Annotated in this window: 12 protein-coding genes; 11 read left to right on the top strand and 1 reads right to left on the bottom strand. The window is 61.4% G+C overall.

The window, feature by feature from the left end; translation table 11 throughout:
• The first annotated feature begins 252 nt into the window (after nucleotides 1-252).
• The 4 genes from CFI11_RS17435 to CFI11_RS17420 all read left to right on the top strand — a co-directional run bounded on the left by CFI11_RS17435 (nucleotide 253) and on the right by CFI11_RS17420 (nucleotide 3,896).
• Complete coding sequence (locus CFI11_RS17435) at nucleotides 253-687, top strand: universal stress protein (protein ID WP_130408212.1); 435 nt, start codon at nucleotides 253-255, stop codon at nucleotides 685-687.
• A gap of 187 nt (nucleotides 688-874) precedes the next feature.
• Nucleotides 875-1,864 carry a membrane dipeptidase gene (locus tag CFI11_RS17430; RefSeq protein WP_130408210.1) on the top strand — a complete coding sequence of 330 codons (990 nt, stop codon included), beginning with the start codon at nucleotides 875-877 and terminating at the stop codon, nucleotides 1,862-1,864.
• Nucleotides 1,861-3,504 carry a hypothetical protein gene (locus tag CFI11_RS17425; RefSeq protein ID WP_130408208.1) on the top strand — a complete coding sequence of 548 codons (1,644 nt, stop codon included), beginning with the start codon at nucleotides 1,861-1,863 and terminating at the stop codon, nucleotides 3,502-3,504. The genes CFI11_RS17430 and CFI11_RS17425 overlap by 4 nt, the downstream gene beginning before the upstream one ends.
• Nucleotides 3,501-3,896, top strand: coding sequence for a hypothetical protein (locus tag CFI11_RS17420; RefSeq protein ID WP_130408206.1), 396 nt, complete (start codon nucleotides 3,501-3,503; stop codon nucleotides 3,894-3,896). Before CFI11_RS17425 ends, CFI11_RS17420 begins: the two co-directional genes overlap by 4 nt.
• 25 nt (nucleotides 3,897-3,921) lie before the next feature.
• Here CFI11_RS17420 and truA read toward each other — a convergent pair whose 3' ends face one another.
• Entirely contained in the window at nucleotides 3,922-4,695 is a 774-nt protein-coding gene (gene truA / locus CFI11_RS17415; protein ID WP_130408204.1) for a tRNA pseudouridine(38-40) synthase TruA, read from the bottom strand.
• A 102-nt stretch (nucleotides 4,696-4,797) separates the two neighbouring features.
• Here truA and CFI11_RS17410 point away from each other — a divergent pair, with 102 nt between their 5' ends.
• The 7 genes from CFI11_RS17410 to CFI11_RS17380 all read left to right on the top strand — a co-directional run bounded on the left by CFI11_RS17410 (nucleotide 4,798) and on the right by CFI11_RS17380 (nucleotide 13,623).
• Entirely contained in the window at nucleotides 4,798-6,213 is a 1,416-nt protein-coding gene (locus CFI11_RS17410; protein ID WP_130408202.1) for a YcjX family protein, read from the top strand.
• A complete protein-coding gene (locus CFI11_RS17405) occupies nucleotides 6,210-6,653 on the top strand; it encodes a GNAT family N-acetyltransferase (protein WP_130408200.1) in 444 nt (147 codons plus the stop codon). The genes CFI11_RS17410 and CFI11_RS17405 overlap by 4 nt, the downstream gene beginning before the upstream one ends.
• A 3-nt stretch (nucleotides 6,654-6,656) precedes the next feature.
• Nucleotides 6,657-7,658 carry a YcjF family protein gene (locus tag CFI11_RS17400; RefSeq protein ID WP_130408198.1) on the top strand — a complete coding sequence of 334 codons (1,002 nt, stop codon included), beginning with the start codon at nucleotides 6,657-6,659 and terminating at the stop codon, nucleotides 7,656-7,658.
• Between the two features lie 18 nt (nucleotides 7,659-7,676).
• Nucleotides 7,677-9,299, top strand: coding sequence for a cyclic nucleotide-binding domain-containing thioredoxin-disulfide reductase (locus tag CFI11_RS17395; RefSeq protein WP_130408196.1), 1,623 nt, complete (start codon nucleotides 7,677-7,679; stop codon nucleotides 9,297-9,299).
• A 325-nt stretch (nucleotides 9,300-9,624) separates the two neighbouring features.
• The gene (gene ileS, locus CFI11_RS17390; RefSeq protein ID WP_130408194.1) at nucleotides 9,625-12,582 is read left to right on the top strand and encodes an isoleucine--tRNA ligase; all 2,958 of its coding nucleotides are present in this window, start codon (nucleotides 9,625-9,627) and stop codon (nucleotides 12,580-12,582) included.
• Between the two features lie 291 nt (nucleotides 12,583-12,873).
• On the top strand, nucleotides 12,874-13,125 hold the full coding sequence (locus tag CFI11_RS17385) for a DUF3253 domain-containing protein (protein ID WP_130408192.1): 252 nt from the start codon (nucleotides 12,874-12,876) through the stop codon (nucleotides 13,123-13,125).
• A 42-nt stretch (nucleotides 13,126-13,167) separates the two neighbouring features.
• Nucleotides 13,168-13,623: a methylated-DNA--[protein]-cysteine S-methyltransferase gene (locus CFI11_RS17380; RefSeq protein WP_130408190.1), complete on the top strand. Its 456-nt coding sequence runs from the start codon at nucleotides 13,168-13,170 to the stop codon at nucleotides 13,621-13,623.
• The last annotated feature ends 3 nt before the right edge of the window (nucleotides 13,624-13,626 follow it).

Below are 13,626 nucleotides of genomic sequence, written 5' to 3'. Positions count from 1 at the left end.
CGATGTGATTACGGATCTATCGGTGCCGATTCCGGGCGGTGGCGCCGCAAGTGATACGCTCGAAATCATTTCCGACCCCTGCTGCGGCGCGCCGGAATTTGTCACAAATTCCGGCCGTTTTCCGGGGCGGAAAACGGCGCTCTGGGGCCGACGTGGCGCTTTAGGGGAATTATGTTGCATTTGACATGACGCAAAGCGCATTTCGTCCGGTTGTTTACTGTCTTTGGCAGACATCCATGCGGGAGGCTTTTCATGTTCAAGAACATTATCGTTGCTGTCGATGGCTCAGATCATGCGATCCATGCGCTTGGCGTGGCCTGCGATCTCGCCAAACATTACGAAAGCGATCTACACCTCGTGCACACACCCGAGCTTGATACGGTTGCTCTGGCGGTCGGGTCCGGCGCCTTTTCAGTTCCGCCATCGGATGAAAAGATCGCGGCGGCGGGTAAGGCGGTCATCGAAATGGCAACCAACGCCGCCAAGGATCAGGGTGTCACCCCGACAAACAGCTTTGTCGGAAATGGAACGCCCGCTCAGGAAGTGCTCAGCGCCGCTGAACGAACGGGTGCCGATCTCATTGTCGCGGGGCGACGTGGCCTTGGCGGGGTCAGCAGCCTTCTGCTTGGCAGCACATCACAGAAGATCGCCCAAACGGCCCCTTGCGCGGTGCTGACGGTGAAGTGAGCGGATCAGATTTGCCCCGACCTTTCCGCGCGGGCTATCCGATCTGTGAAGAGGCCGGTTGATCGATGGTGCCAGCTCGTCAGATGAGGTGATCGCGCAGCCACATCCACCTTCTTAAGCGACATCTTCTTTACAGGATGTCGCGTTTGCATTTGCCTGGCGCGCGATGGGCCTGCACACTTCCCGTATGCGCGCGCCTCTTATCGATTGTCTGCAATATGCAAATTGGTCCCCTGAAATCTTCCGGCAGATGCGGGCGGGCGGCGTGGACGCCGTCCATGTGACCGTTGCCTATCATGAAACGTTTTCCGAGATGGTCGGCAATCTGGTCAAATGGAACCGCTGGTTTGAACTCTTCCCCGACCTGATCGTCAAAGGGCGCACTGCAAGGGACATCGACCTGGCGCAGAACACCAACCGCACGGCGATCTTCTTCGGTCTCCAGAATCCGGGACCGATCCGTGCCGATATCGGTCTGGTCGAGATCTGCCATGAGCTTGGCATCCGGTTCATGCAACTCACCTACAACATGCAGTCGCTTCTTGGGAGCGGCTGTTTCGAGGAAACGGACAGCGGCCTGACCCAGTTCGGACGACAAGTGGTCGGCGAGATGAACCGGATCGGCATGGTCGTGGATCTTTCACATGCCGGCATTCAGACGATAAGGGATATCATCGACTGCTCCGGCCGTCCGGTTGCCCTTACCCATGCCAATCCGGAGTGGTGGCATCCCGCGCGCCGGAATGTCTCTGATGATGTTCTGCGCGCCCTTGCGGGGCGCGGGGGGATGATCGGGTTTTCGCTTTACCCCCATCATCTGAAGGACGGATCCGACTGCCGCCTGGAAAGCTTCTGTGACATGGTTGCAGAGGCCGCGTCGCGCTATGGGTCTGACCGTCTTGGGATCGGTTCGGACCTCTGCCAGGACCAGCCCGACAGTGTCGTGGAATGGATGCGCACGGGGCGATGGTCCAAGCAGCTGCAATTTGGCGAAGGCTCTCGGGAAAGGCCGGGATTTCCGCACATGCCCAGTTGGTTCAAGGACAACCGCGATTTCGGGCACATTCGGGCAGGCTTGTTGAAGACCGGCTTCTCGACGGTCGAGGTGGATGGGATCATGGGCGCGAACTGGGCGCGCTTTTTTGCCGAGGGGTTCGAGCCGGAGGCAGGGTCATGAAAGATCTCCAGACCGTCCCGTTGCGCCCGCCGGAGGACGTCATGCGCTTGTCGCGAATGGGGGCCGCCTTTCCCACGCGGCTGTCCTTTCTACCGACCTTGATGCGCGTCTTGCGGGACGACAACGTGCAGGTGCAGCGCCCGATTTGGGACATGGACGCCGAGGGCCTTGGCCATGCCGTCTACACGCTCACCATGGGCGGCTACCAATACGCATTGGTTGCGGTAACGACATCCATTCGGGATGAAGAGCGAAGCGACCGTGTCATCGCCGAAGCCTGGGATGCGGCCTTCGTGCTCTACGATGGTATTCCGGACGCGGCAGAGCGTGCGCGTATTGTGCGGGATGCCCCCCGGCAGGAGGCTGCCCGCTTTACCGAGCGGGACCTGGTGCTAAGCCGGGCCAACAAGTCGATCAGGGTCTTCACACACGTGGTAAATGCGCTGCGCAACACGGTCGAGTTCGACCGCCAGCTCTTGCAATCCACGGGCTATCTGATGCGGACGACGGCGGTCTATGGGAACGGTAAGTTCGGCATCGCTGACCGGGCTCGGATCGCGATGCGGCCGGGACTGTCCGGGCCGTTCATGGCCGAGATGCTGACCGTTTGGCTGATACGTGGGTTCACACACGACCTTGTCGCTCATGTCGGCGGACGTCCCTTGCCCCGGTCAATGCGGCGGGGGATCGGTGTGGGCAATGCCACCGGCCTTGGCATGGCGCCTTTCCTCGTCAGTCACCCCCATCTGCTGCATGCCTGGCATCTGGCCCGAGAAACCGCCTTGATGCGCGTGCGTTCCATCGCCGAGCTTGGTGACGACCGGCGCCTTCTGATGTGCGCGCTTGCCGACAAGGCAGCCTCACATCTCAGGCAATGGAACGTCGCTGATCCGATCGCTCAGGAACGGATCGAAAAGCTGCGGTCGGAGTGGCAGACTCTGCAGGCGCAGGTGCGGGCCGGGGCGCTGCTGGAACCCTACCCGATTGACCGGCTCATCCATCAAAGCCGCCGCATGTCCCTGGATTTTCAGGAAATGCTTGTCTCGTTCGCAATCGAACCCTTTGGCGATCTGGTCGATGATCTGGTGGATCGGATGGCCACGGATGTGGATGCCGCAATAGATCTGACAATGTCGGTCGCAGAGTTGCGCGCGGCCCTTGCGCGGGACTGGTCCTGGGCCGTGTCATTGGACTTTGACATGCCGGATCAATCCGCCAGGTTTTGGTATGTCTCCGAGGACAAGCTGGAACCACGGCTCGGCGACCGGCGACAGCAGGCTTCGGGTGCCTTTGAAAGCCCGCTTGATATCGCGCGACAGATCAAGGCGCTCGCGGATGATCTGAAGGATGCGCGGTGTTCCCTGGCCGAATTCCTGCGCGTCTGTCCCGAGCATCGATCTGCCGTGCGCCGCGTCCAAACCCTGATCGACGCGCCCTATGCAGAGATCCGCGATAATCTGATTGCCGAGACCTGCCGCCCGATTGACATGCTCCGCAGCAAGCTGGCCTTTTTCGGCGCGACGCGGTTTGATCCCAAATCAGATCTGTGGACCCGCATCACCTTGGCGCAGGGCGCGCCGCTTTTTGACGAATTGGAACGGGCGGACGATATGTGGTGTCCGGTCTTTGAGGCCTCATGAAACTGGCACGCGCGGAACTGGTTTCTCTGGTCTTGAGATCGGCGCGCGGCGCGGGGCTTCCGCTGGGCTGGGCCGAGGATCTGTCTCGGGCGGCCCGCCATTTCGGACAGGATGCCCTGGCTGAATATGCCAAAGCCCTTGAAGACAAAGACTGTTTTGAAACGCTTTTTACAATTCTTGACCGCTCCGCTCTGGGGGAGCCTGCCGTGCCGGAGACAGCCCTGTTCAAGGCTCTGCGGGACGACAAGGATAAGGTTCTTCCACCCACGGATCGACCGGATATCTCAGATGACATATTGCGGGCGCTGGAGCGTCATGCCGCCGCTACCTATGTGCCTGAAACCGAGGCGTCGCGGGCCAATGATGCGGGTGCCGGCGCCGATCAAGTCTGATACTTAAGGATCGTTTCGGCACGGACTATGGTGCGGCGAAAGGATCTGACGGATACCTGACCCCGGTCAGATAAAGACCTTCCGGCGGGCAGACCGGACCGCACGCTGCACGATCCGCTGCGGCAAGCGCCTCGCGGACATCCTCTGGTGTCCAGCCGCCGGCGCCGACGCGCTCCAGCGTGCCAACGATGCTGCGCACCTGATTGTGCAGGAAAGACCGCGCGCGAAGATTGAAATGTATCTCCGGTCCCGAGGATCCATCGACGGCATCGATTTCTAGAACATCGAGCGTTTTGACCGGACTGGCCGCCTGACAGATCGACGAACGGAAGGTCGTAAAGTCATGGCGCCCGATCAGATGCGCGGCAGCGGCCCGCATGGCCTCGACATCCAGAGGACGTTGAACGCGCCAGACCAGGCCGGCATCGTGGGTGGCGGGTGCGCGCCGCATCAGAAGGCGAAAGCGATAGCGCCGTTCCAAGGCCGAGAAACGAGCGTGCCAGTCATCCTCGACCGGCGCCGCCGCAAGGATCGCCACCGGGTTTGGTTTCAGGTGGTGGTTCAGTGCTTCTGAAAGACGGAAGCCGTCCCAGTTCTTTTCCAGATCGCAATGAGCGACTTGTCCTGTCGCGTGCACGCCGGCATCGGTGCGTCCCGCAGCCGCGATTGTATGGGGGCCGGGCTCAAGCCGCGCGAGCGCATCCTCGATTGCACCTTGAACAGACGGAACATCCTTCTGACGCTGCCAGCCGGCAAAAGGCGCACCGTGATATTCGACTTTCAAAGCGTATCTAGGCATGGCCGCGCAGCTAGCGTGAAGGGCGTTGCGGGGCAAGGCCCTCTGGTAACCGTGGGCTGACGGCCTTATCTTGCGCCGCACGTCATTGGGGCAGGGTCCGATTTGGTCATTTCAACACTTGCAGACACCCTCGTCCGCGGGGTCGAGACGGTCGGCGACCGCGTTTCCGAAACTCTCTTTGAACCGGTTTTGCGGTTGGGTGTCACCGGCCTCGCGCGGTCCGGCAAGACGGTGTTCATCACCTCTCTGGTGGCCAACTTGCTGGATCGGGGGCGCATGCACGGGCTTGCCGCCGCTCAGGAGGGGCGCATCTCTGCTGCTTTTCTGCAGCCGCAGCCGGACGACACCTTGCCGCGTTTTGCTTACGAAACCCATATGGCGGCCCTGACGGCCCGTGAGCCGTCCTGGCCCGACAGCACCCGTGCGATCAGCGAATTACGTCTGTCGCTGAAAGTACGCCCGACGGGCCTCCTCTCTGGCCTTCAGGGTCCGCGAACGCTGCATCTGGATATCGTCGATTACCCGGGTGAATGGCTGCTGGACCTGTCGTTGCTTGAAAAGAGCTTTTCCGAATGGTCGACAGATGTCCTGTCGCGGATCGAGCAGCGAGAGGCGGCGAAGATCTTCCGCGCATTGCTTGCAGAGACGGATGCGGCAGATCGGTTGGACGAACCCCAGGCGCAACGCCTGGCGGAGGCCTTTACCGGCTATCTGAACGCAGCGCGCGAGGCAGGTTTTTCCGATTGTACGCCAGGGCGCTTCTTGTTGCCGGGCGATCTGGCAGGGTCCCCGGTTCTGACATTCGCGCCGCTGCCACCGCTCTCTGGGGCGTCACGCCGATCGCTGTGGCGAGAGTTTGAGCGGCGGTACGATGCCTACAAAGCCCGTGTGGTCAAACCGTTCTTCCGGGATCATTTTGCACGGATCGACCGTCAGATCGTTCTGGTCGATGCGCTGGGCGCAATCCATCAGGGACCGCAGGCGGTCGAAGACATGCGGCAGGCCATGGCGGACATCCTGAGTGCTTTCCGCCCCGGCCGAAATGCCTTTCTCACGCAGCTCCTGCTGGGCAAGCGTGTGGAAAAGATCCTCTTTGCCGCCACCAAGGCGGATCATTTGCATCATACGCAACATGCCCGGCTTTCGGCGATCATGGAGGCACTGACCCGCGATGCGCGCGACCGGGCACGATTTGCCGGGGCGAGAACGGAGGCGATGGCCATCGCGGCCTTGCGGGCCACAACCGAAGAAACCCGAACGCATCAGGGACGGACACTCGACATGATCCGCGGTCGCCTTCTTGAAAGCGGCAAGGAGGCGGCACTTTATCCCGGCGAGCTTCCTGCCGATCCGGCGCAATTGCTGTCGCCCGCGCGCGCGGGTGCGAAGACGTGGCTGGATGGTGATTATCGGGCGATGGCATTCGCGCCCGCGCCGCTGGTCTTGCGGCCAGGCGATGGCCCGCCGCATATCCGCCTGGATCGAGCAGCTCAGTTTCTGATCGGAGATCGCCTTTGAACTCCGGCCCGGAACCTGCCCGCGCGCTCGACGCAGGAGGGGTCGGAGCCGTTTTGTCGGACTGTATCGAAGCGGCAGAGTGGCTACCGAGTTTGCACAGCCGTGCCGAACATGTCGCGGCAGCGTCCCAGATGATCGAGGCGGGTTGGGTTCAGGTCGTACGCCGCTCTGACCGGATCGCAGGGTTCGTCGCGCGCGACGAAAGCGAGCTTCATTGCCTTTACGTGACCCCCTGCCTGCAGGGGCAGGGGGTCGGAACGGATCTTCTCGATCAGGCGAAATCGGCCAGTACAACCTTGCATATCTGGACCTATGTAAGGAATGACGCAGCGCAGCGGTTCTTCCGGGTGCATGGCTTTCGCGATAGCAAGGATCGCAGGTATTCTGGAAACGACGCGGGCCTGCCCGAACTGCGCCTGGAATGGAAAAGGACGCGCTGAGCGATGACCAAAGGCCCCGTTCTGATTGATCTGGAAGATGAGCCAGCCCAAGCGCCAAATGTTGCGGATGCACCGCCGGTGCCCGACACGGTAGCGCCGTTGCCGCAAGGACAGGCCATGCAGATCGCGGCGCGTCTTGCATCCCGGAAACCGTCGCGTATCGCACGTCTTTTCTGGGGATGCGCGCTGGCGCTGACCGGTGCGGTCGTGTCGGTCGCCGCCTGGGATTTTGCCGTGAGCTTGATTGCGCGCCTGCCCGTGCTGGGCTGGGCTGTGACGGTCTTGATGGGTCTTGTGCTGGTCCTGCTGGCGATCATGTCCCTGCGGGAGGTTGCGGCGTTTGGTCGGCTGGGCCGCATAGATGGTCTGCGCCGTCGTGCCGATGCCGCTTTGGCCGAAAACGATCTGGCCCAGGCGCGGAGGCTTATCGGCGAGCTGACGAACCTTTATCGCGGTCGCGAGGAAACACGCTGGGGGCGCGATCGTCTGGCCGAACGACAGGAAGAGGCCTTTGATGCCACGACCTTGCTGTCGCTCGCCGAGGATACCCTGCTCAGCCCGCTGGATGCCGCGGCCAGCCGCGAGGTCGAGGCGGCGGCGCGCCAGGTCGCGACCGTGACCGCCCTCGTACCCCTTGCGCTTGCCGATGTGGCCGCGGCGTTGACCGCCAATCTGCGTATGATCCGCCGGGTGGCCGAGATCTATGGCGGGCGCTCCGGCCTTCTGGGAAGCTGGCGGTTGACCCGCGCCGTCCTCTCGCATCTGGTGGCGACCGGGGCCGTCGCGGTCGGGGATGATCTGCTTGAACCGGTTCTGGGCGGGTCTATTCTGTCAAAGCTGTCGCGCCGGTTCGGCGAAGGGCTGGTCAACGGTGCTCTCAGCGCGCGGGTCGGGGTTGCCGCGATGGAGGTGTGCCGTCCGTTGCCCTTTTCGGACAATCGAAAACCGTCGGTCCGTCGGATCGTGAAACAAAGCCTGACGGGTCTTTTGAGCAGGGACACTTAACCGAAAGGTCACGATATAATGGAACAGTTTGCCGCTGATCTTGCCACGATGGTCCGCACGCCGCTGACCGAAGCGCATGTTGCTGCCATGCGCCGGGTTGGCAAGGAGGTCACCCTCCAGCCCGGTGAGCTGATCCAGGAGGCCGGTGCGCCGATTACAATGTTCCCATACCTTCTTGAGGGCGAGCTGGAGGCGGTCGATCCACGGACGAACGCACGCTACAGCACCTCATCCCTTGGACCCGGTCAGTTCTTTGGAGAGCTAAATTTCTTGTCGGGCGGGAACGCCTTGATGAGCGGACGCGCCGTTGTGGAAAGCCGGGTCTTGTGTGTTCCGCGCGAGGCGATGTTGCGCCTGATGTCGGAAATCCCCGAGATGAGCGACATCGTGATCACGGTCATGGCCGCGCGTCGGCGCCGTATCATGTCGACGCAGGAAGGGGGACTGACACTGATCGGGGGGGATGTGGACCGGGATGTGCGCCGCATCGCAAGTTTCGCCTCCCGCAACCGGATCCCCTATAGCGAACTGGATCTGCATTCTGACGAGGCGGCGGTGGTCGCGGAACGTTGTGGTCTGCAACAGGGCGCGCCCTTTGTGGTCTTTGGTGCCGATCAGGTCATCGATCCCCCGACGCCGCGGGCGGTGGCCCGGGTGCTCGGCCAGGATATCTCGCTTCACACAGAGGATGTCTTCGACGTGATCGTCGTGGGGGGCGGACCGGCCGGCGTTGCCGCGGGGGTCTATGCCGGGGCCGAAGGCCTGCGGGCCCTTGTTCTGGAAGACGTTGCGATTGGCGGGCAGGCCGGAACGTCAAGCCGGATCGAGAATTACATGGGGTTTCCCACCGGGATCCCCGGCGGAGATCTGGTCGGGCGCGGTGAGATCCAGGCAATGAAGTTCGGAACACGGTTCGCAACGCCAAGGCGTGCGACCGGTCTGCGTCAATGCACCGACAAGCTTTTTCACGTCATGCTCGAGGACGGGCAGGAAGCGTCAGCGCGCGCCATCGTGGCCGCGACCGGTGTGCAATATCGTCGCCTGCCCTGGGAGGGTATCGAGCGGCTGGAAGGCGCGGGCGTCTATTATGCCGCGACCGAGGTCGAAGCCCGCTATTGCCGGGACAGCGAGGTCGCGGTGATCGGCGGCGGTAACTCAGCCGGGCAGGCGGCCATGTTTTTGGCACGCACCGCAAGACATGTTCACGTGCTGGTGCGCGGTCCGGGACTGGCTGCGTCGATGTCGGACTATCTGCTTTCGCGCCTTGAGGCACATCCACGGATCACCATTCATACACGCACCCAGGTTGTATCGCTTCACGGGCGCGACATGCTGGACAGCATCACCATCCGGGATGCGCATTCGGGACAGGATTGGACCCTGCGGACGAATGCATTGTTTGTGATGGTTGGCGCGGCTCCGAATACGACGTGGTTGTCGGGGCTTGTCGAACTGGATGAGCAGGGTTTTGTGAAAACAGGTACTTCCGTCAGCCAGCCATCCGGCTATGCGACGTCCTGCCCGGGCATTTTCGCCGTCGGTGATGTCCGCGCAGGGTCCGTCAAGCGGGTGGCAAGTGCCGTTGGCGAAGGGTCTGTCGTGATCTCTGACGTCTGGGCGCATGTGAACGCGTCTTCTTGAGGTGCACCTTTCATCATTGAGCGGAGCCGTTTTCCGTCACGGAAAACGGCTGGAAAATCAGGGATTTTCCGGTTCGGAATTTGTCACAAATTCCGGGCCTGGTGGATCGCGGTCGATCCGGTACCATGGTTGTGCGTATGGCGGTCCGGGTCCCTCTGGACGCAGGGCATTTGCAGGCCTATAACCGCGCGCATGAGCCATCTGAGCTTCATCATCATTCGAATTATCGTCCCGGCGCTCTGATCCACGAGACGCCGGGCCAAGGTGTTTGAGCACTCGCACCGATTAAACCCTTCCATTCGCCGCTATTCGAAGGACGCCGCCCATGTGCGCCGACACGACCGCACCCGTTGACTACCGATCGACCCTGAACCTGCCGAAAACCGATTTTCCGATGCGGGCCGGCCTGCCGAAACGTGAGCCTGACTGGCTGGCCCGCTGGGATCGCATCGGGGTCTATGATCGCCTGCGGGCCCCCTCAAATCGCAAGCCCTTTACTCTTCACGACGGCCCTCCCTACGCGAACGGTCACCTTCATATCGGGCATGCGCTGAACAAGACGATCAAGGATATGATCGTCCGCTCGCATCAGATGATGGGCTTCGATGCCCGATACATCCCCGGCTGGGATTGCCACGGTTTGCCGATCGAATGGAAAATCGAGGAGGAGTATCGCAAGAAGGGCAAGAACAAGGACGAGGTTCCGATCAACGCGTTTCGCGGCGAGTGCCGCAAATTCGCCGAGAAATGGGTGGACATCCAGCGGGACGAGTTCCAACGGCTGGGTATCACGGGGAACTGGGCGCAACCGTATCTGACGATGGATTTCCACGCCGAGCGCGTCATCGCCGAGGAATTCATGAAGTTCCTCATGAACGGCACGCTCTATCAGGGCTCCAAACCCGTGATGTGGTCACCGCTCGAACAAACGGCGCTGGCCGAGGCGGAGGTCGAATATCACGACAAGGAGAGCTTTACGATCTGGGTAAAGTTCAAGGTGCTGTTGAACGAGACCACTCCGCCGGTCACCGGCGAGGCGGGTCAGGTTCAGGCGCTTGACGATCTCGACGGTGCCTACGTCGTCATCTGGACCACGACGCCTTGGACGATGCCGTCCAACAAGGCTGTCGTATATGGGGAGGACGTATCCTACGGCCTTTATGAAATCACCGGGCGGCCGGAAGAATGTTGGGCGCATATCGGCGACCGCTATATTCTCGCCGACAAAATGGCAGCCGACGTTCTGTCGCGGGCCCGGCTGGATGACACCATGTATCGCCGCCTGCGTGACGTGACAGCTGACGAGCTGTGCCATGTCAGTCTGGCGCACCCCTTGAAAGGTGCCGCGGGGGCCAATGGCGAATGGGACGACGTGCGTGATTTCCGGGCCGCCGAGTTTGTCAGCGACGAGGAAGGCACAGGCTTTGTTCACTGCGCGCCCAGCCACGGGATGGAAGAGTACGAGCTTTATCGCGATCTGGGCATGCTGCAGGATGTTATCACCTACAACGTGATGGATGACGGCTCTTTCCGCGCGGATCTGCCCTTTTTCGGCGGCTCTTACATCCTCAGTCGCAAGGGTGCTGAGGGGGACGCGAACAAGAAGATCATCGACAAGCTGGCCGAGGTCGGCGGGCTGCTCGCGCGGGGCAAGATCAAGCATTCCTATCCGCATTCCTGGCGGTCCAAGGCGCCGGTGATCTATCGCAACACGCCACAATGGTTTGCGGCCATCGACAAGCCGGTGGGTGATGGACAGGACATGCATGGGCGGACGATCCGTGAACGCGCGCTGACCGAGATCGACAATGTCAACTGGACCCCGCAATCAGGCCGCAACCGGCTCTATTCCATGATGGAAGTCCGGCCCGACTGGGTCTTGTCCCGTCAACGTGCCTGGGGTGTGCCGCTGACCTGCTTCACCAAGAAGGGTGTCTTGCCCACCGATCCCGACTTTCTGCTCCGCTCCGAAGAGGTCAATCGGCGCATCGTCGAGGCGTTCGAGGCTGAAGGGGCAGATGCTTGGTATGCAGAAGGGGCGAAGGAGCGGTTTCTGCACGGCATCGTCGACCCGGATGCCTATGATCAGGTGATGGATATCCTCGACGTCTGGTTCGACAGCGGATCCACGCATGCGTTCACCCTGCGCGACCGCGAAGACGGCACCGAGGACGGTGTGGCGGACGTCTATATGGAAGGCACCGACCAGCATCGCGGCTGGTTCCACTCCTCCCTGCTGCAATCCGTCGGGACGACGGGACGCGCGCCTTATCGTAATGTCGTCACACACGGTTTCACGCTGGACGAGAAGGGCAACAAAATGTCCAAATCGCTCGGCAACACCATCGTGCCGGAAGAGGTCGTCAAGCAATACGGCGCGGACATCCTGCGCCTCTGGGTCGCGCAGACCGACTATACTGCCGATCAGCGGATCGGGCCCGAGATCCTCAAAGGCGTGGCCGACAGCTACCGCCGTTTGCGCAATACAATGCGCTTCATGCTTGGTTCTTTGGCCGACTTCACCGACGCCGATCAGGTCGAGCCGTCGGATATGCCCGAGCTGGAGCGCTGGGTGCTGCACCGCCTCGCGGAACTGGATCAGATCGTGCGCGAGGGTTATGCCGCGTTCGACTTCCAGGGCGTTTGGCAAGCGGTTTTCACCTTCGCGACGGTGGATCTGTCGTCGTTCTATTTCGACATCCGCAAGGATGCGCTCTATTGCGATGGCGACACCCTGCGTCGGCGGTCGGCCCGGACAGTGCTTGATCTGGTGTTTCACCGCCTGACAACATGGCTTGCGCCGATGCTGGTCTTCACGATGGAGGAGGTTTGGCTTGAACGCTTCCCGGGCGATGACAGCTCGGTCCACCTCGTCGATATGCCGGACACGCCCGCCGCCTGGCGCGATGATGCACTGGCCGAGAAATGGGTCGGTATCCGCCGCACCCGCCGTGTTGTGACGGCTGCCCTGGAAGTGCAGCGCGCCGACAAGGTCATCGGTGCGTCGCTGGAAGCCGCACCGGTCGTGCATGTGGAAGATCCCGCCGTTCTGGCCAGTCTGAAGTCGGTCGATTTCGAAGATCTGTGCATCACGTCGGCTTTGAGCCTGACAGCGGATCCCAGTCCTTCGGATGCATTCCGGTTGCCCGAGATCCCGGGTGTCGGCGTGGTTTTCGAGAAAGCGGCTGGCCAGAAATGCCAACGCTGCTGGAAGATCCTGCCGGATGTCGGACTACATGCGCATGAAGGCGTCTGTCAACGCTGCAACGACGCTTTGAGCTGACCGATATACCGGGGGCTCGCGGTCCGAAAACCCGGGAGCGGCATGTTGCGATTGGACCAGGTGGGATCCTCCGGCCAAGCCAGCGAGGATCCCATCAATCGTTTTAGCGTTTCAGCGTGAAAGGTGTCTCTGATCAGGGGGACGTCTGCGACCAAACGGGGACTTTTTTGGTTGCAATACTGATCCTGGGCAGGCCGGAGTTTCCGGTGACAAGACGCGGTTTTCGAAATTGCCATTTGCTGTTATCGACAGGCGGTTGTTTCATTGCTGACCGACCTAGATGATCCCTCTATGAACGTGCCCAGCCCAGATGAGATCCAAGCGGCAATCCTGAGCCTTGTTCACGAGCGCGGAAACGCCAAGACCTGCTGCCCGTCAGATGTCGCGCGGCGGATCGCTGCCGATTGGCGGCCTTTGATGCCCGCCATTCGCGAGCAGGCCATCAAGCTGACAGATGCCGGACGTATTGTTGTGACCCAGAAGGGGAAGGTCGTCGATCCAAGGAACGCGCGGGGACCAATCCGCTTGAGCCTTCCGCGTTGATTGAGGATTGTAGTCCTCGTGCGATGAACCCATTTTGTGGCGATGGGTATGATCACCGTTCAGACGCAGTTTGGCCAGCTTGGTATTGGCGAGGATGACGGAGCCATCACCCGTGTCGTCTGGGGCGGCGCGGATAAGGGACCGCCGACGCCCTTGCTCGAAAAGGCCGCTTCGCAAATGCGTGCTTATGATGCCGGAACGCTGGAGCGCTTCGACCTGCCACTGCGGGTAGAAGGGTCAGAGTTCCAAAAGGCAGTGTGCCAAAAGATGCTTGAAATCCCGTTTGGGCATACGCGGACCTACGGCGACATTGCAAAGGAGTTGGGCGCAATGCCCCAGGCCGTGGGCGGGGCGTGCGGGGGAAACCCCATACCCATCGTTATTCCGTGCCACCGGGTGATGGGCGCAAAGGGTCTAACGGGCTTTTCGGGGGCAGGGGGCGTCGAGACGAAGGTCAGTCTGTTGCGCCATGAAGGGGCAGCCAGCCTTTTGATCTAAATC

The sequence above is a fragment of the Thalassococcus sp. S3 genome (assembly GCF_004216475.1).
GTDB lineage: Bacteria > Pseudomonadota > Alphaproteobacteria > Rhodobacterales > Rhodobacteraceae.
Note: the sequence above shows the minus strand (reverse complement) of the source record. Positions and strands in the feature narration are given on the sequence as shown.

Excerpts from the sequence above, each read along its gene's own strand:
- CFI11_RS17435 (WP_130408212.1), top strand. The coding sequence starts at position 253 with ATGTTCAAGAACATTATCGTTGCTGTCGATGGCTCAGATCATGCGATC.
- CFI11_RS17430 (WP_130408210.1), top strand. The coding sequence starts at position 875 with ATGCGCGCGCCTCTTATCGATTGTCTGCAATATGCAAATTGGTCCCCT.
- CFI11_RS17425 (WP_130408208.1), top strand. The coding sequence starts at position 1,861 with ATGAAAGATCTCCAGACCGTCCCGTTGCGCCCGCCGGAGGACGTCATG.
- CFI11_RS17420 (WP_130408206.1), top strand. The coding sequence starts at position 3,501 with ATGAAACTGGCACGCGCGGAACTGGTTTCTCTGGTCTTGAGATCGGCG.
- truA (WP_130408204.1), bottom strand. The coding sequence starts at position 4,695 with ATGCCTAGATACGCTTTGAAAGTCGAATATCACGGTGCGCCTTTTGCC.
- CFI11_RS17400 (WP_130408198.1), top strand. The coding sequence starts at position 6,657 with ATGACCAAAGGCCCCGTTCTGATTGATCTGGAAGATGAGCCAGCCCAA.
- CFI11_RS17395 (WP_130408196.1), top strand. The coding sequence starts at position 7,677 with ATGGAACAGTTTGCCGCTGATCTTGCCACGATGGTCCGCACGCCGCTG.
- ileS (WP_130408194.1), top strand. The coding sequence starts at position 9,625 with ATGTGCGCCGACACGACCGCACCCGTTGACTACCGATCGACCCTGAAC.
- CFI11_RS17385 (WP_130408192.1), top strand. The coding sequence starts at position 12,874 with ATGAACGTGCCCAGCCCAGATGAGATCCAAGCGGCAATCCTGAGCCTT.
- CFI11_RS17380 (WP_130408190.1), top strand. The coding sequence starts at position 13,168 with ATGGGTATGATCACCGTTCAGACGCAGTTTGGCCAGCTTGGTATTGGC.